The following is a 17,323-nucleotide window of genomic DNA, read 5'->3' as shown; positions in this document are numbered from 1 at the left end:
GCCTCCTGCTGGCCTCGGCCCTGTTGATCGGAGTGATGGGTACCGTGCCCGCTGTGGCAGCTGATCCTGATGTGCTCGACGTGTCGTTCGGTGGCTCGTTCTCCAGCGGCAACACCTACACAGCCGCGACCGGGGAGGTGATGGGCGGCACGCTCACCCGTCGGACCGGTGCGGAGTCCCTGGACCCGGTCCGCGGGCTGGTGCTCGCGGGTGCTGCCGACGGCGTACGGTTCCAGCCCGGTACGCCGATCACCGGCGGCTCGGTCCAGCGCTCGTTCCTGGTCGAGACGGCGTTCACCCCGGCGGCGACCCAGTCCAACCTGGCGACGGTCACTGCCATCGGTGGCGCGGTGTTCGGCCGCTACAGCGGCAGCAACCTCCAGTACGGCTTCAGCTCGGAGGTCAACGGCCAGTGGACCGATGTCGTCCAGTCGGTCCCGGTGCCGAGTGCTGGTGAGCAGCACGTGCTGGCACTGGCCTACGAGGTCGACGGCGCCGGTGCGACGCTGCACGCCTTCCTGGATGGCCAGCAACTCCCTGCTGCAACCAGCACAGCCGGTACGGCGACCTGGCATCCCGACGCGGGTGCGGAGATCGGTGTGGGCAACGAGGTGCACCCGTCAGCGCTGCAGCGCGGTCTGGCGGGGTCGGTCCGCCAGGTGCGGCTGGCAACGTTCACTGGTGCGTTCAACCCGGCCGACCTGCGGCTGGCCAAGCCGATCGCGTCGACGCCGAAGGTGAGCGTCGGGTTCGAGGGGACGATCAGCCAGGGGCAGTACGCGCCAGGCCTGGGGGAGAAGGCGTCGCAGCTTGCGGTGGCCGGTGGGAAGATCACTGAGCCTGGCCGGCTGAAGCTGGCCGGTGGTGGCGTCAGCTGGCGTGGGGAGCTCGACGGTGGGGTGCTGGCGGAGACGGTGGTCTCGCCCGACCTGCTCGACCGCGGGACCTCGTTGATCGACCTCGGCGACGTGGAGCTGGTTGCCCAGGGCAAGCACTCCGTGGTGTTGCGCGCGGGTGGGAAGTCGACGGAGGTTCGGCTGCCGGCCGCCGCGGTGAAGGAAGGTGTCGCCTACCACTACTTGGGGGTGGTGGTCGATGAGGGCAAGGTCAGCGTGCTGACCGCGCCGGGCGTGACGGCGCTCAGTACGAGCGTTGCCACCGACCAGGTCGAGGAAGTGCGCTGGCTGACCGGCGCACGCGGTACGGCGTACGGGGTCGGGCTCAGCAGCTTCCTGGGGAAGCCGCCGGCCGGGCTGAAGGCGCTGCCGTGTGTGGTGGGCAAGCTGAGGCCCGCGCAGACCATGCCGGTGGCGGAGGGCGAGTGCGTGACCTCGCTGGTCGCCAAGGCTTCCGCGATCCGGCCGGAGCCGCGGCAGGTGGAGTGGCAGCGGATGGAGCAGACGGCGTTCCTGCACTTCGGCGTCAACACGTTCACCGGGCTGGAGTGGGGACACGGCGACGAGGACCCCGACCTGTTCCAGCCGACCGGGCTGGACACCGACCAGTGGGCCCGCACGCTGCGCGACTCGGGCTTCAAGCTGGCCATCCTGACCGTCAAGCACCACGACGGCTTCCTGCTCTACCCCTCCCGCTACAGCGACCACAGCGTTGCCTCCAGCTCCTGGCAGGGCGGCCAGGGCGACGTGGTCGAGGCGTTCGTGAAGTCGATGCGCAAGTACGGGTTGAAGGTCGGCCTCTACCTGTCCCCGGCCGACGAGAACCAGTTCCTCGACGGCGTCTACGCCAACGGCAGCGCGCACACGGCGCGCACCATCCCGACGCTGGTGCCCGGCGACGACCGGGCCGGGCAGGACCTGCCGCAGTACACGCTGACCGCGTCCGACTACGGCGCCTACATGCTGAACCAGCTGTACGAGCTGCTGACCGAGTACGGGCCGGTGGACGAGGTCTGGTTCGACGGAGCCCAGGGGCGGATCCCACCGGACAAGGTGGAGACCTACGACTTCCCCAGCTGGTACCAGCTGATCCGGGCGCTCGCGCCGCAGGCGACGATCGCGGTCAGCGGACCGGACGTGCGCTGGGTCGGCAACGAGTCCGGTCTGGCCCGGCCGGACGAGTTCAACGTCGTACCGACGATCACCAAGCCGAACGGCGCACCGGACTACGCCCTCGGGTACGCCGCTGCCGACCAGGGCAGCCGGAAGGCGCTGCTGGCCGGGCGGGACGCCGGTGCGACCGAGCTGGCCTGGTGGCCGGCCGAGTCGGACGTGTCGATCCGGGAGGGCTGGTTCCACCACCCGGAGCAGTCGCCGCGGTCCGTGGACGAGCTGGCCGATATCTACTACAAGTCGGTCGGCCGGAACTCCGTGCTGCTGCTCAACATCCCACCGGACCGCCAGGGGCGGCTGGACGACCAGGACGTGACCCGGCTGGCGGAGTGGCGAGCCAGGCTCGCTGCTGACATGCCGACCGATCTCGCTGCTGGTGGGCGGTTCAGCGACGACGGCATGACCGTTCGGCTGGCTCACCCGTCGACAGTGCGGCGGGTGTCGCTCGGTGAGGACATCCGCCACGGCCAGCAGGTGGAGGCCGGTGTGGTCGAGGTCCGGTCGCAGGGCACCTGGAAGCAGGTCGCCACGTTCGGTGCCGTCGGCCACAAGCGGATCCTCACGCTCGACAACCCGTTGACGACCGACCAGGTGCGCGTGCGGGTCACTCAGGCCCGCGGCAAGGTCCACCTGCTGTCCCTGTCGATCTACTAGGACCCCGCGTGGGGCAAGCTAGCCCGCATGCGTCTTCTGGCCGGACTGCTCCTGCTCGCCGCTCCACTGACTGGTCCCAGCACCGTCGTGGAGGGGTGGCAGAGCAGTCCGGTGTACGTCGACCCGACGCAGCGAGCCCTGGTCACCGACAAGCAGGCCGAGCAGCTCGCTGAGCGGGTGGAGGGACAGGACCCGGCCATCCAGATCGCTGTGGTCCCAGCGGCGTCGCTGGCGACCACCGGGTCGCGGGAGCAGGCAGCACGCTCGTACGTCGACCAGGTGGTCGACCTGCAGCGACAGGACGGGATCTACCTGGTCGTGTTCGGCGGAGCGATCGTGTGGGGGAGCGCGGTCGGGGTGGACACCCCGATCGACCGGATCCTCACCGACGAGCTGGGTAAGCACAGCCGGTCTGACCCGGTCGGCACGCTCAACGGCGTACTGGATCAGCTCGACGTGCCGAAGGCGGACAGCGGTGGCTTCCCGGTCTGGCTGGTCGTGCTGCTTGCGGTGGTCGTCGCTGGTGGTGCGGGGCTGTGGTGGTGGAGGCGCCGGCCGCGCCAGGAGGAGGGGCCTGCGCTCTACCGGCCGTCGTACGACGTACTGCCGGACGAGGCGGACAGCCTGGAGGAGCGGCAGGCGCTGGCACGGGAGGACGTGACGCGCTTCGGCGAGGAACTGGATGCGGCGGACGTGCGTCTGGACGGCGTGGACACAGGTGCAGACGTGCAGGCGGCGATGGACGCGTACGCCGACGCCGGGCGTGTGGTCGACGCAGCGCCCAGCGACGAGCAACTGCGCGAGGTCCGGGCCACGGTCGAGTACGGGCGCTGGAGGCTGGCCTGCGCCCAGGCGCTCGTCGCCGGTACGCCGAAGCCCGCTCGGCGTGCGCTGTGCTTCTTCGACACAGCCCACGGGACGTCCGTGACCGACTGGATGTACACGCCGCCCGGTGGCAAGAGCCGCGAGGTCCCTGTCTGCGCCGCCTGCCAAGCCCGCCTCTCGGGAGGAACCCGATGACGATCGCCAGAGTGCTGCTGGGTGCAGTGCTGCTCTCCGCCTTCCCGGTAGCTGCTGCTGAGGCTGCTCCTACGCCTACTCCCACCAAGCCGAGACCTACCTTCCGCTACACCCCGCCGGACATCGTGGGCGACCGAAAGCGCGCGGAGGCGGAAGCAGGGCGCTACATGGACAAGGTGGCGGCCGCACTCGGCGACACCGGGGTCTGGGTCGACCCGGCGGTGAAGAAGCTGACCGCCACCGAGACCGGCGAGCTGGACCGGGCCGCGAAGGCCGCTGCCGCGCCGATGCGGATCGCGGTGATCCCGGCCGAGGCCATCGACACGGCGCCGAGCAGCATCTCGTCGTACACGCGGCTCGCCTGGGACGGCGAGGAGATCGCCGACCAGCTGTACGACCGGGTCGGCGTCGAGGGCGTGTACGCCGTACTGGTGGATGCGCGGTCCGAGTCGGCCGGGCGCGGCTTCCACGCGGTGCAGCGGGCGGACAAGGGGCCGACGTACTACGTGGGAGACGCCGTCGACCAGGCGGTCGACTGCTGCGCGCCGGACTACGAGGAGATGCTCGAGCGGTTCATCCAGCGCGGACAGGTGATCGACAAGCCGTTCTACGTCGACGCTGCGCCCTGGGCTGGCGGAGCTGCTGGGCTCGGTGGGCTCTGGTGGGGTGTGACCGCGCTGGGCGCTCGCCGGGCTCGCCGCAAGGAGGAGCAGGAGCACCTGGAGGTCTCCAAGCCGCTCCTGAACGAGGAGATCATCGCACTGTCGCAGCAGGTGTCAGCGCTGCCGACAACCGGTGACGCGCAGCAGGCGAAGCTGTCGAAGGACGTGCTCGACGCGGTGGAGAAGGCGCGGCACCGGCTCGACGCTGCCGAGGGCGACAGCGACACGGAGGCGGTGGCGACACTGCTCGGCTCTGCTCGCTACGGGCTGCTCTGCTTGGACGCCGTACGAGCGGGCAAGCCGATGCCGGAGCCGACGGCCCCGTGCTTCTTCGACCCGCGCCACGGTCCCAGCACCGGCTCGGCGAACTGGACGCCCGAGCACGGCGCCCAGCGGGCCGTCGACGTCTGCGACGCGTGTGCCGCGCGGCTGGCGGCCAACGAGCAGCCGGACATCCGCATGGTCACCGTGCGGGACCGCGCCCGCCCGTACTGGACGCTCGGCGAGGAGCTGGCGTCGTACATCGACGGCTACTGGTCGCGAGGCGACGGCCGCCGCTGGTGGTTCCCCGACGAGGACGCCCGCCGGGCGGGCAACGAGATGCGAGCCCGCTGGGCCTCCCGCCGAGCCGGCGCCCGCCTGGGCCGAGCCGCCTCGAACATCGGCACGTCCATCGGCAACTGGTCAGCCAGCTCGGGCTCCGGCGACTCCGACAGCAGCTGGAGCTCCGGCTCGAGCCGCCGCCGCTCCTTCTCCTCCAGAACCCGCTCCAGCGGAGGAGGCTCCAGCCGCCGGTCTTCGCGCCGCTCAGGTGGCTCCAGAGGCTTCTAACGAAGTACTTCTGGTAGGTCCTCCGAGTGGAGCACCGCCAACGACGTCACCGCACGGGTTAGGCATACGTACAACCTGCGGAGCCCGGTGCGTTCGTCCGCCTCGCCGGCGATGATCCCCGCCGGCTCCACCAGCACCACGTGGTCGAACTCGAGACCCTTGGCCAGGCTGGCGGGCACAACGTCCAGGTGCGTCTCGACATCGTCCTCGTCGCCCAGCACCGCGAACGTGAGGCCCTTGTCCTGCAGTGCTTTGCGAGTCTCCACGACCAGCGCGTCCGGCACGATCAGTCCGATCGAGCCGAGACGCTCGGACACCTCGCTGACGGTAGAGACAGCAGCAGCCAGGCTGTCGGCCACCCGCGTGATCGCCAGCTCACCACGCGCCCGCCGGACAGCAGTCGGCGGCGTCAGGTGCGGAGCGATCTGCGGGAGCAGGCGAGCGGCGTACTCGATCACCTGACCAGGCACCCGGAAGCCGGCCGTCAGCTCCTCCGTGTGCGCCCCGGTCTTGCCCAGGTGCGTCAGCGCCTCGTCCCACGACGGCGTGGCCCACGGCGTCGTCCCCTGCGCGATGTCACCGAGCACCGTCATCGACCCGGTCGAGCACCGCCGCCCCACCGCCCGCAGCTGCATCGCCGACAGGTCCTGCGCCTCGTCCAGTACGACGTGCCCGAGGCTCGGCGTCCGGTCCACCAGGTCGGCCAGCTCGTCGATCAGCGTCGCATCGGCCACCGACCACTTGGCCGCCCCCGCTGACCGCGGCGCCTTCTCCCACAGCAGCAGCTGCTGCTCCTCCTCGGTCAGCACCCCAGCAGCATGCTCAGCCAGCAGCTCCGCGTCGGTGAACAGCCGGAACAGCAGCTTCACCGGATCCACCGCCGGCCACAGCTGCTCGGCGTACTGCTTCACCGGTCGGCTCCTGGCGACCGCGTCCTGCACCCGGTCGTCAGGTGAGTCTCCAGCGGCCTCCATCCGCAGCAGCACGGCGTGCGCGAGCCGCTGCGGCAGCATGCCCCGCCCAGCGCCGTACCGGATGCCTCTGGTCCGCAGCTCGGTGACCAGCTCCTCCGCCTCGTACGCCGGGACGCGCCACCGGTGCGAGCCGCGCGGTACGACCAGCGACTCCTTCGGCGGCTGGATGCCCGACCAGACCGCCCGGTGCAGCACCTCGGCCATCCGGGCGTCGCCCTTGAGCACGTCAACCGGCGCCGGACCCGGCCCGGCGATCTTCACCCGCGCGACCATCTCCTCGACGGTCGTCTGCTTCGCCTCGATCTCACCCAGCGCGGGGAGCACGTCGCCGATGTACCGCAGGAAGCTGGCGTTCGGCCCGACCACCAGAACCCCGGCGCGCGACAGCTGGTCGCGGTACGCGTACAGCAGGTACGCCGCCCGGTGCAGCCCGACGGCAGTCTTCCCGGTCCCGGGCGCGCCCTGGACGCAGATGGTCTGCTCGACGCCGGCCCGGACGATCACGTCCTGCTCGGGCTGGATCGTCGCCACGATGTCACGCATCGGGCCGGACCGGGGACGCTCGATCTCGGCGTCCAGGATGTCGCTGTGCTCCTCGGCGGCGTCCGCGGAGGTCAGGTCCTCGTCCTCGAACGCGGTCATCTCGCCGTGCGTGAAACCGAACCGGCGCCGCGTCCCAACACCCATCGGCTCGGTCTTGCTGGCCCGGTAGAACGGCACCGAGATCTCGGCCCGCCAGTCCACCACCAGCGGCTCGCCGGCCTCGTCGTTGACGTGCCGGCGGCCGATGTGGAAGGACTCCGGCGCGGGCTGCAGGTAGTCCAGACGGCCGAAGAACAGCGGCACGTCCGGGTCGTCCTCGAGCTCCTTCATCCGGCGCCAGATCGCCTGCTTGAGGAACTCGGTGTTCACCGGGTCGGCGCTGGCGATCTCCAGCGAGCCGGTCTTCGCGCGCATCACCGCGAGCGCGGCGCGCGACGTCGCCAGGTAGGAGCGTTCGTCGTCGAGGGTGGGATCGTCCGGGGGCATGACAGGACCTCCGCAAAGCGGGCCGACGGTCAGGGGAGCCCGGTCACGTTACTTGACCGCGGCCGCCGGGGAAACCGAATTAGCCGCGACGCGCAGACCGGGCCTGAGCAGCAGCGGCAGACTGACCGCGAGGAGCACCAGCACGACGAGCCCGTCCATCCAGTAGTGGTTCGCTGTCACTACCACCACGCCGAACGTGATCACCGGGTGCAGCAGCCACAGCCAGCGCCACTTCGTGCGGGTGATCAGGATCATCGACAGCGCGATCAGCGCCGCCCAGCCGACGTGCAGGCTCGGCATCGCGGCGAACTGGTTCGCGACGCCGTCGGAGTGGTCCGGTCCGTAGACCGACTGGCCGTAGAGCAGTCCGGTGTCGACGAAGCCGGGCATCATCCGCGGCGGCGCGAGCGGGTACACGATGTGGCCGATCAGGGCGAGTGCGGTGACCGACACCATCGTCCAGCGCACTCGCGGGTACGCCGCCGGGCGCCAGATGCTCAACCAGAGCAGGACGACGGCGGTCAGCGGCGCGTGCACGGAGGCGTAGTACAGGTTGGCGCCCTCGACCAGGTGCGGGACCTGGAGAGCGTGCTGCTGCAGCGCTGCCTCGTTCGGCAGGTGCAGCCAGCGCTGGAACGACAGCACCTGACCGGCGTGGTCGAAGGCCGACCCGGTGTGCTTCGCGGCGATCTGCCGGCCCGCGCTGTAGACCAGGAAGAGCGTGGCCAGCAGGACTGCTTCCCGGACCACTCGCCAGACCACTGGGCCTGCCGACCGGTGCCGTTCACCCAGCCCGACGGGCTCCAGTGCCTGTGTCCCCATACTTTTCGACGGTACCGGTCGAAGCCTCCGGAATACCCCAGGCGCGACCCTGAAGTTGCCCTGGGCAACCCCCGGGTCACGACCCGCTACCGGACCGTCACCCCCTCTCCCACGGTGCAACCCACGCCGGTGCCGGGTCAATTCCTGGATGACGTGGAGACGACAGGTCACACTGTCCGGATGGGAGAACTGGTCGGCGTCCTGCTCGCGGCCGGCGCCGGGACCAGGCTCGGGATGCCGGGCGGTCTGATGCGCGCGGCCGACGGGACCCCGTGGGTGGTCAGCTCGGTCGGCGTCCTCCGTACGGCGGGCTGCGGGCCGATCGGTGTGGTGGTCGGCGCGGCGGCGCCGGACGTGGTCGCGCTGCTGGCGGGAGAGGACGTCACCGTCGTACCGTCACCGGACTGGTCGGACGGGCTGTCCCACTCGGTGAAGGCCGCGTTCGCCTGGGCGGAGCAAACGGATGCGCCCACCGCGCTCTTCCACATGGTCGACCGCCCAGAGGTCGGACCTGCAGTCCTCGAACGAGTCCTGTCAGTGACGACCCCTGAACCGGCCGCCTTGGCCCGGGCCGGCTTCAACGGCTTCGCCGGCTACCCGGTGGTCATCGGCCGCGACCACTGGGCAGGAGCAGCGGCCGCCGCCACCGGCGACCGCTCCATGGGCCCTTACCTCAAACGCGTTCCGTGCCCCTTGATCCCTTGCGACGACTTGATCAGCTAGCGAACAAGTTCTCGGCGTCCACGATCGTGTACGCGTAACCCTGCTCGGCCAGGAAGCGCTGGCGGTGGGCGGCGAACTCGGCGTCGACGGTGTCCCGGGCGACGATCGAGTAGAACCGCGCGGTCCGCCCGTCACCCTTCGGCCGCAGTACGCGACCCAGCCGCTGGGCCTCCTCCTGCCGCGAGCCGAACGTCCCGGACACCTGGACGGCGATCGACGCCTCCGGGAGGTCGATCGAGAAGTTCGCGACCTTGCTGACCACCAGCCGGTCGATCTCGCCGGTCCGGAACGCCTGGAACAGCCGCTGGCGCTCCTTGACCGTCGTCTCGCCCTTGATCACCGGGCACTCCAGCCGCTCGCCGAGCTCGTCCAGCTGGTCGATGTACTGGCCGATCACCAGCATCGGCTCGCCCTTGTGGTGGTCGGCGATCTGCCGGACCAGCCGCGACTTGGCCGGGGTCGACGCGGCCAGCCGGTACCGGTCCTCGGGCTCGGCGGTCGCGTAGACGAACCGCTCGGTCTGCTCCAGGTCGACCCGGACCTCGATGCAGTCGGCCGGCGCGATCCAGCCCTGCGCCTCGATGTCCTTCCAGGGCGCGTCGTAGCGCTTCGGGCCGATCAGCGAGAACACGTCGCCCTCGCGGCCGTCCTCGCGGACCAGCGTCGCGGTCAGGCCGATCCGGCGCCGGGTCTGCAGGTCCGCGGTCATCCGGAAGATCGGCGCCGGCAGCAGGTGCACCTCGTCGTACACGATCAGGCCCCAGTCGCGGGCGTCGAACACCTCCAGGTGCGTGTAGACGCCCTTCCGCCGGGTCGTCATCACCTGGTACGTCGCGATCGTGACCGGGCGGATCTCCTTGCGGGCACCGGAGTACTCGCCGATCTCATCCTCGGTGAGGCTGGTCCGCTTGAGCAGCTCCTCCTTCCACTGCCGCGCCGACACCGTGTTGGTGACCAGGATCAGCGTGGTCGCGGAGGCCTGCGCCATCGCGGCCGCGCCGACGATCGTCTTGCCGGCGCCACAGGGCAGGACGACGACGCCGGAGCCGCCGTGCCAGAACGAGTCGACCGCCTGCTGCTGGTACGGCCGCATCTCCCAGCCGTCGGTGTCCAGGTCGATCTTGTGCTTCTCGCCGTCGACGTACCCGGCCAGGTCCTCAGCGGGCCAGCCCAGCTTCAGCAGCGTCTGCTTCAGGTGCCCGCGCTCGGACGGGTGCACCAGCACGGTGTCGTCGTCGATGCGGTCGCCCAGCAGCGGCTTCACCTTGGCCGAGCGCAGCACCTCCTCCAGCACCGGCCGGTCCGTCGTCACCAGGACCAGTCCGTGCTGCGGGTGCTTCTCGAGGCGGAGCCGGCCGTACCGGTCCAGCGTCTCGGCGATGTCGACCAGGAGCGAGTGCGGGACCGGGTACCGGCTGTAGCGCAGCAGGACGTCGATCACCTGCTCCGCGTCGTGCCCGGCGGCCCGGGCGTTCCACAGGCCGAGCGGGGTCAACCGGTACGTGTGCACGTGCTCGGGCGCCCGCTCCAGCTCGGCGAAGGGGGCGATCGCCTTGCGGCAGTCGTTCGAGTCCGGGTGCGCGGTCTCCAGCAGCAGGGTCTTGTCGGACTGCACGATCAACGGTCCGTCGGTCACGCAACATCTCCCGTCAGACGGATGAGGCCGGGCAGGACACCCTGCCCGACCCTCCATTGTGCCTCGTCCCGCAAGTCACCCGACCGGGTCGGCCTCCAGCGTCCCCGGTACGACGGCCGCCTGCGGCACCGCCGGGCTGTGCCGCGGCAGGAACGCGGCGATCGCCAGCGCGAGCAGCGACGCCCCGCAGCCGATCGCCAGGATCAGCCGGAACCCGTTCTGCGACGGGACCTGGAAGCCGCCGAACGAGATCGTCACCTGGGCCAGCACCAGCCCGGCGACCGCGCTCGACACCGACGTACCGATCGAGCGCATCAGCGTGTTCAGGCTGTTCGCCGCCGCGGTCTCCGAGACCGGGACGGCGGCCATGATCAGGCCCGGCATCGCGCCGTACGCCAGACCGATGCCGGCGCCGATCACGGCTGCGATCACGACCAGCTGCCAGACCGCCGACATCATCACGATGCCCAGGCCATAACCGAGCGCGACCACGACCGCGCCGAGCATCAGCGTCACCTTCGGGCCGCGGGTCCGGGAGATCTTGGCCGACAGCGGAGCCGTCGCCATCATCACCAGACCGGACGGCGCCAGCACCAGGCCGACGGCGAGCATCGAGCGGCCCAGGCCGTACCCGGTGGCCTTCGGGAGCTGCAGCAGCTGCGGGAGGACCAGCGACATGGCGAACATCGCGAAGCCGAACACGGCCGAGGCGATGTTGGTCAGCAGCACCTGGCGGCGAGCAGTGGTCCGCAGGTCGACCAGCGGCTGCTTGGCGCGCAGCTCGTACCAGCCCCAGAGCACCAGCACGAGTACGGCGGCTGCGAACAGGCCGTCGGTGACGCCACTGCCCCAGCCCCAGTCGGCGCCCTTGGAGATCGCCAGCAACAGGCAGAAGAGCCCGACGGACAGTCCAATGGCGCCCAGCGCGTCGAAGCGGCCTCCGCTGCGTACGGAGGACTCGGGGACGAGTGCGACGACCACCACGAGCACTACTGCGCCCGCTGCGGCTGCTGTCCAGAAGAGCACGTGCCAGTTCGTGTACTCCGCCAGGAGCGCTGCGGCCGGTAGACCCAGCGCACTGCCGATGCCGAGGGAGGCGCTCATCAGCGCGATGGAGGTGCCGAGCCGGTCGGACGGGAGCTCGTCGCGCATGATGCTGATGCCGAGCGGGATGACGCCGGCCGACAGACCCTGCAGGGTGCGGGCCACGATCATCGGCGTCAGCGAGTCGCTCAGCGCGCCGATGATCGAGCCGATCACCAGCATGCTCAGGCTGAGCAGCAGCATCCGGCGCTTGCCGTACATGTCACCGAGCCGGCCGATCATCGGGGTGGCGATCGCACCGGCCAGCAGGGTGGCGGTGATCGCCCAGGTCGCGTCGCTGGGGGTGGCGTGCAGCAGGGCCGGCAGCTGCGGGACCAGCGGGATGATCAGGGTCTGCATCAGCGAGACCGTGATACCGGCGCAGGCCAGCGCGGCGACCACCGCGTTGGGGCGCGGTGCGGCGGGGACAGCGGACATGCAGGGGCCTCCGGGCGGAAACTGTTGGTTGCGGAATACAACTAACGGTAAGTCAGTCAGTTGACTTAAAGCAAGCGACTCGGCAATCTGAAGCCGACAACCGGTGGACAGATGGGTGTTGACGATGGCGGTGCGGGCACAGCAGACCCGGGAACTGATCCTGGCCGCGGCCGAGAAGCTGTTCGCCGAGCACGGCGTCGGCGTGGTCTCCAACCGGCAGATCAGCGAGGCCGCCGGGCAGGGCAACAACACCGCGGTCGGCTACCACTTCGGCACCAAGGCCGACCTCGTGCGGGCCGTCGTACGCCGGCACAGCGAGCCGATCGAGCGCATCCGCGGCGAGATGATCGGCGGGCTGCCCGCTGATCCCGAGCTGGGCGACTGGGTGGCGTGCATGGTGCGGCCGGTGCCGGAGTACCTGGGGACGCTGGCCGCGCCGACCTGGTACGGGCGGTTCACGGCGCAGGCGATGACCGACCCGCTGCTGCGGCAGATCATGATCGACGAGGCGCTGACGTCGCCGCAGCTCCGGGAGGTGCGTGAGGGGCTCAACCCGTGCCTGCCGAGGCTGCCCGCTGCTGTGCGTGCGGAGCGCGGGGAGATGGCCCGGCACGTGATCGTCCACAGCTGCGCCGAGCACGAGCGGGCTGTCGCTGAGGGCACGGCGACTCGTAGCTGGCACCACCTCGCGACAGGTCTGTCGGACGCGATCACCGGCCTCCTGCTGGCACCGGTCACCCGCGCGTGACTGTCGGCGCCCTGCTGTACTTGCGCGCATGCGGGTAAGCGGCGTGCTGTGGAAAGGCGCGGAAGCGCAGCTGGAACGAGTCGACGGTGTCACCACGTCGCTCGCTCCTGGGACCTCGCTGTCGTTCGCCCTCGGCCCGGACCGCCGCTGCATCGGCATCTGGCGAGCCGGCCGCCGCCTGGCCTGTACGACGGCCACCGAACTCCCTCCCACCAGCCGCTCCCCGCAGTGCCCCGACTGCCAGGCCATGGAACGCTCCAACTCCATCGCCGCCGACACGCGCCTGGACGACCCCCGCTCGTTCTCGGTCTACCTGGCCCACCACGGCAGCGTCGTGAAGGTCGGCATCACCGCCACCGAACGCGGCCACGCCCGCCTCCTCGAGCAGGGCGCCCTCTCGTCGACCTTCATCTCCTCCGGCAGCCTCCTGGGCGCCCGCCGCATCGAGAACCTCCTGATGACGACACTCGACCTCCCCGACCGCGTCTCCACTACCCGCAAACGAGCCGCCCGCAGCCGCCCTGTCCCGTCCGCTGACCGCACGGCCGCCCTGAAAGACCTGGTAGCCCGCGCAGCCGACCTGTCCTGGCCGGAAGGCCAGACCCGCTGTGATGCCGCGATCCAAGACCACACCCAGACCTACGGCCTCCCGACCACAGGCCTCCACCCCGACGCCGCCCTCAAATCACCCAGTCCCGGCAGCACACTCACCGGCGAAGTCGCCTGCACCATCGCCGCCGACACCTACCTACGGACGTCTGCCGGCCTGGTCCTGGTGGACACCCACCTCCTTGCAGGCTGGTCGCTCAGCCCCGCCGACAGCCAGCTGAACGTCCCGTTGGAGCCGGTCGCCCCACTCGAGATCGAGCAGGACGCCCTCTTCTAAACAGGTCGCGCGGTAGCGATGCGGTGGAGCGCGTACGTGCGGGGCTGGTCGGCGCCGTCGTCGTAGGCGGTCAGCCAGCCGTCGGCTACTCGGACTGGTTCGACGATGCGTTCCGAGGCGTTGCCGTTGTGGTCCACGTAGGAGATCCAGGTGCGGGAGCTGGACTCGGCGGCGTTGGTGAGGATGCTGATGGTTTCGGCGGGGGCGGTGGGTTCCTGGCCGGCGGACTCGGGGCGTTCGGCAGCCAGGCGGTCGCCGGTGCGGACCTTTTCGATGACGGCTTTGACCTGGTCCTCGGTGAGTTCGCTGGGGGTGTCGACGAAGTCCCGGCTGGTACGGCGGCGTGGTGCGTCGCCGCGGCGGGCGGTCGCCGTACTGATCTGGACGACGCCGTCGAAGGTTTCGGCGAGCGGCGCGAGGCCCGCTTCGCGCAGCCGCGCCAGCACCATGTCGGGCGGCGAAGGCGACACCACGACCGTCGGCGCGAGTCGCCGGAAGCGCACACCCGGCAGGTTCGAGCCGAGGAGTTGGGTCAGCACGTCCTCGTCGTCGCAGCGCAGGTACGTCGTGGCCGTGCCGATCCGCAGGACGCCGTGCCGTCGCGCGACGTCGTCGATCAGGTACGTCAGCGGCTGCGGCACCGGCGTGCGCGAGTGCTCGGCCAGCCACTTGTGCAGCTGGTCGCTGGTCCGCCCCAGATCGAACGCCCGGCGTACCGAGCTCTCGCTGAACCGGAACACCCCGCCACCACCATGCGACTCGGCATCCGCCATCGCCGTCAGCTCATCCTGTACGGCGCGCACCAGCGGCCCCGGCGCGACAGCGGTCAGGTCGGCCTGCAACAGGAACTCCGACACCGGCGCAGGCACCATCGGCGCGATCGCCGCGGCCAGGTCGTCAGCTGTCGGCTCCTCACCCAGCAACGGCTTCGCATGGACGCCCAGCGAACCCAGCCCGGTCAGCCCGAGCAGCGCCGCCTCAGTCAGAGTCCACTCGACCAGGTCGTCCCGGAACTGCCCACCGCGCCGCGGTCGGTGCCACGCCACCCAGGTCACCACCGACTCAGCTGCCGGCGCTGAAGCCGCCCCCGCCTCGGCCAGCGCCTGCAGCGTCAGCTGCCGGACCTCCGGCGCCAGCAGCCGCTCCAGATCTGGCGCCAGCGCGTTGACCAACCGCTCGCGCGCAGCAGCAGTCGCACCGCCGCTGTCGCGCCGGCCGATCAGGCCGATCGCCCGCAGCCCTGTGTACCAAGCGATGACCAGCTGAGCCCACCGATGAGCGGTGTCGAGTTCCAGCCAGTCGTCGTACGAACCAGTCGGCAGCCACAGGTCGCTGGAGCCCACCTCAACTGAGGCGAGCAGCCCAGCGGCGTACGCAATCTCCAGCACCGCGGCAGCGACCTGCTCGTCGACACCGATCCGCCCAGCCAGCGACCGCAGCTCACGGACCCCGATGCCACCGGTCCGCAGTACAGGCGGCGGCTCGGTCCCCAGCTGCTCCAGCGCACGGTCGACCAGCCGAACCAGGTCGAGCGCAGCCCCAGCAGCCGCCCGGTCGGCGATCGAGGCCGACACCTGCTTGCCGTCGAGCGGCGGGGGAGTGGGCCGGGTCGACGCCATCACCCGCCCACCCCGCAGGTGCAGCCCGATCTGCCGAGGCAGCACGACGGTCGTCGCGTCCTTCGGTACGACGAGCCCGCGTGCGAGCAACTGCTCGACCGGCGTCTTGGCCGACGCGATGGTCACCGGCCGCTCGGCCTTCTCGACCGTGCCGGTCGGCGGACCCCAGGTTAGCTTGGCCAGCACCTCCCGCGCCTCCGGCCCGGCCTCCTCGATCAGCTTGTCCAGGTCGCCGAAGTGGCGAGTGGTGACCGGGCCCAGCCCGGCAGGTGTCGGGCCGAGCAGCTCGTGCACGGATCTGATCGGCCGCAGGTCGTCCTCGGTGCCCCAGACCAGCGCCAGCGCCAGCAGCTCGGTCACCCGCGGCTGGACGATCTCCACCGGCTGTCCGACACCAGCGGCGAGTCCAGCGAGGTCCACCGGCTCAGGGAGAGCGGACAGCGTCTCCAGCAGGTCGACACCGAACTCGTCGAGCCGGTTGATCGCCCGGGCCGCCGAGGCGTTCGTGGTCGCCCTCGCCGCCAGCTGGCCGGTGTCGGCCGGGATCGGCGTCGCCAGATCGGGCCGGTGCCGCAGCAGGTGCCCGAGTGCGCCGTCGTCCCAGCTCCGCAGCGCCTCGGCGAGGGTACGGGGGCGGGTCCGCTCGGTGTTGCTCATCCCTCCAACCGTACGGCCCCCGGCACACCCCGCACGACCCGCGGCCCGGTCGAACCGGTCAGCCGCCCGCCGCACGCTCCGGCGAGATCTCGCCGCCTACCGCCCGTACGACAGCGCTCCGGGGTCCACCGGCGTGTCCGCGGGCAACCCCAGGTCGCCCAGAATCCTCACCAGCACCGCATCCCTGTCCTGGTGCTCGTCGAACACGTGCTGCTCCACACCCGCCAGCAGGTCGCGCGCCTCGTACCACTCACGCATCGACTCCGGCGCAACGTTCGCGGCCCAGGACCTGGTCGCATGCCGCACCAGCGTCTCCTCGAACGGGATGTCGAAGTAGTAGTGCCGAGTCGTCCCGCGATGCTCGGCGGTCAGCGCCCGCAGCATGTCGCCGTACCGATCAGCGTGCATGATCCCCTCGACGATCACGTCGAAGCCGCGGTCGAGGCAGTACCGGGCATTCAGCCCGATCAGGTCGATCGCGGCGTTGCCCGGGTGGTCCTTCTCCCAGAGCAGCACGCGCCGGATCTGGTCCTGCTCGACGATCGCGGTGCCGCGGCCGAGCCGGGACCGCAGGTGCCGGGCCGTCGTCGACTTGCCCGACCCGGAGTTGCCGCGCAGCACGATCAGCCGCGAGGTGGTGCTGCCGATCACTCGGCGCCGCCGGCGTGCCCGATCCGGTGGAAGCCGACCCGCTCGTACACCGCCGCCACCGCGTCGTCCTGCGCCGACAGCAGCACCAGGTCGACGCCGTTCGCGAACGCGTGCTCCACCAGGCAGCTGGTCACCGCAGCGCCCAGACCCTGGCGGCGAGCGGCAGGAAGCGTCGCCACTCCCACGACCTCCGACGTCGTACCAACAGGCTGGTGTACGCCGGACGCCAGCATCCCGTCGTCGCCAAACACAGCTGCCGTCACCGAGACCCCAGTGCGAGCCCGCTCGAGCAGAGCCCGGCTGGTCTCCTCCGGCACCTCGTGCGCGTTCCGCTCGGCCACACCGGCCTCGCCGACACCTGTCCCCGGGTTGCTGAACCCGACGTTCGCCACAGCCCTGGCCTGCGCCAGCAGCTCCTGGTCGGCCGGCAGGATCTCGCAGCGCGCTGCTGTCTCCACCGGCTTGAAGTCGGCCCGCTCCAGCACCAGCAGCGGGTACTCCACGACAGTCAGCCCAGCAGCCGCAGCAGCAGGCCCCAGCGACGGGCAGGTCTCCACGACCCACTCGAAGCTCAGCGGCAGGTCCAGCTCGGCACACCGCTCCCGCACCAGCTCCACGTCGGCCTGCTCGACCACGGCGCCGCTGCCGGGCACCGGGCGGGCGTAGTACGGCCAAATCGTGGTCGACCGGAAGAGGGTGAACGGCCCGACCTGCTCCGGCGTCGCACCGGACAGCGGTACGGCGTGCAGGTACTCGTCAACGCGCGTGAGATGAGACATCGCCCGCAGTGAAGCGCATCGCGAGGGTCATGTCGAGCCAAT

Annotated in this window: 13 protein-coding genes; 6 read left to right on the top strand and 7 right to left on the bottom strand. The window is 70.7% G+C overall.

Annotated features, from left to right (window positions below; translation table 11 throughout):
- Nucleotides 1–53 precede the first annotated feature (53 nt).
- Genes AB0M01_RS06140 through AB0M01_RS06130 form a run of 3 tightly spaced genes read left to right on the top strand, consistent with a single transcriptional unit; the run spans nucleotide 54 to nucleotide 5,236 of the window.
- Nucleotides 54–2,723 (top strand): alpha-L-fucosidase, encoded by a 2,670-nt coding sequence (locus tag AB0M01_RS06140; protein WP_363665971.1) that lies wholly within the window; start codon nucleotides 54–56, stop codon nucleotides 2,721–2,723.
- Between the two features lie 27 nt (nucleotides 2,724–2,750).
- Entirely contained in the window at nucleotides 2,751–3,743 is a 993-nt protein-coding gene (locus AB0M01_RS06135) for a hypothetical protein (RefSeq protein WP_363665969.1), read from the top strand.
- Complete coding sequence (locus tag AB0M01_RS06130; protein WP_363665966.1) at nucleotides 3,740–5,236, top strand: hypothetical protein; 1,497 nt, start codon at nucleotides 3,740–3,742, stop codon at nucleotides 5,234–5,236. Before AB0M01_RS06135 ends, AB0M01_RS06130 begins: the two co-directional genes overlap by 4 nt.
- Here the strand turns inward: AB0M01_RS06130 and AB0M01_RS06125 are convergent.
- Together AB0M01_RS06125 and AB0M01_RS06120 are read right to left on the bottom strand one after the other, a co-directional pair.
- Nucleotides 5,233–7,239: an AAA family ATPase gene (locus AB0M01_RS06125; RefSeq protein WP_363665964.1), complete on the bottom strand. Its 2,007-nt coding sequence runs from the start codon at nucleotides 7,237–7,239 to the stop codon at nucleotides 5,233–5,235. The two genes, AB0M01_RS06130 and AB0M01_RS06125, sit on opposite strands and share 4 nt — an antisense overlap.
- A gap of 48 nt (nucleotides 7,240–7,287) precedes the next feature.
- Nucleotides 7,288–8,061: a phosphatase PAP2 family protein gene (locus tag AB0M01_RS06120; protein WP_363665962.1), complete on the bottom strand. Its 774-nt coding sequence runs from the start codon at nucleotides 8,059–8,061 to the stop codon at nucleotides 7,288–7,290.
- 180 nt (nucleotides 8,062–8,241) lie between these two features.
- On the opposite strand from AB0M01_RS06120, the gene AB0M01_RS06115 reads away from it, so the two are divergent.
- Nucleotides 8,242–8,784 (top strand): NTP transferase domain-containing protein, encoded by a 543-nt coding sequence (locus AB0M01_RS06115; protein ID WP_363665960.1) that lies wholly within the window; start codon nucleotides 8,242–8,244, stop codon nucleotides 8,782–8,784.
- Here AB0M01_RS06115 and AB0M01_RS06110 read toward each other — a convergent pair.
- Together AB0M01_RS06110 and AB0M01_RS06105 are read right to left on the bottom strand one after the other, a co-directional pair.
- The gene (locus tag AB0M01_RS06110; RefSeq protein ID WP_363665958.1) at nucleotides 8,777–10,420 is read right to left on the bottom strand and encodes a DNA repair helicase XPB; all 1,644 of its coding nucleotides are present in this window, start codon (nucleotides 10,418–10,420) and stop codon (nucleotides 8,777–8,779) included. The two genes, AB0M01_RS06115 and AB0M01_RS06110, sit on opposite strands and share 8 nt — an antisense overlap.
- A 75-nt stretch (nucleotides 10,421–10,495) precedes the next feature.
- Nucleotides 10,496–11,941, bottom strand: a complete 1,446-nt coding sequence (locus tag AB0M01_RS06105) for an MFS transporter (protein ID WP_363665956.1) — start codon at nucleotides 11,939–11,941, stop codon at nucleotides 10,496–10,498.
- Between the two features lie 124 nt (nucleotides 11,942–12,065).
- Between AB0M01_RS06105 and AB0M01_RS06100 the strand changes: the two genes are divergently transcribed.
- Both AB0M01_RS06100 and AB0M01_RS06095 read left to right on the top strand, forming a co-directional pair.
- Complete coding sequence (locus AB0M01_RS06100) at nucleotides 12,066–12,689, top strand: TetR family transcriptional regulator (protein WP_363665954.1); 624 nt, start codon at nucleotides 12,066–12,068, stop codon at nucleotides 12,687–12,689.
- A gap of 28 nt (nucleotides 12,690–12,717) precedes the next feature.
- A complete protein-coding gene (locus tag AB0M01_RS06095; protein ID WP_363665952.1) occupies nucleotides 12,718–13,575 on the top strand; it encodes a DUF2797 domain-containing protein in 858 nt (285 codons plus the stop codon).
- Here AB0M01_RS06095 and AB0M01_RS06090 read toward each other — a convergent pair.
- From AB0M01_RS06090 to AB0M01_RS06080, 3 genes are all read right to left on the bottom strand, one after another.
- Complete coding sequence (locus tag AB0M01_RS06090) at nucleotides 13,572–15,851, bottom strand: helicase-associated domain-containing protein (protein ID WP_363665951.1); 2,280 nt, start codon at nucleotides 15,849–15,851, stop codon at nucleotides 13,572–13,574. The two genes, AB0M01_RS06095 and AB0M01_RS06090, sit on opposite strands and share 4 nt — an antisense overlap.
- 96 nt (nucleotides 15,852–15,947) lie before the next feature.
- Nucleotides 15,948–16,502 carry an AAA family ATPase gene (locus tag AB0M01_RS06085; RefSeq protein WP_363665949.1) on the bottom strand — a complete coding sequence of 185 codons (555 nt, stop codon included), beginning with the start codon at nucleotides 16,500–16,502 and terminating at the stop codon, nucleotides 15,948–15,950.
- Nucleotides 16,499–17,281, bottom strand: a complete 783-nt coding sequence (locus AB0M01_RS06080) for a GNAT family N-acetyltransferase (RefSeq protein ID WP_363665947.1) — start codon at nucleotides 17,279–17,281, stop codon at nucleotides 16,499–16,501. Before AB0M01_RS06080 ends, AB0M01_RS06085 begins: the two co-directional genes overlap by 4 nt.
- Nucleotides 17,282–17,323: the final 42 nt, after the last annotated feature.

This window comes from Kribbella sp. NPDC051770 (assembly GCF_040681455.1).
GTDB lineage: Bacteria > Actinomycetota > Actinomycetes > Propionibacteriales > Kribbellaceae > Kribbella.
Note: the sequence above shows the minus strand (reverse complement) of the source record. Positions and strands in the feature narration are given on the sequence as shown.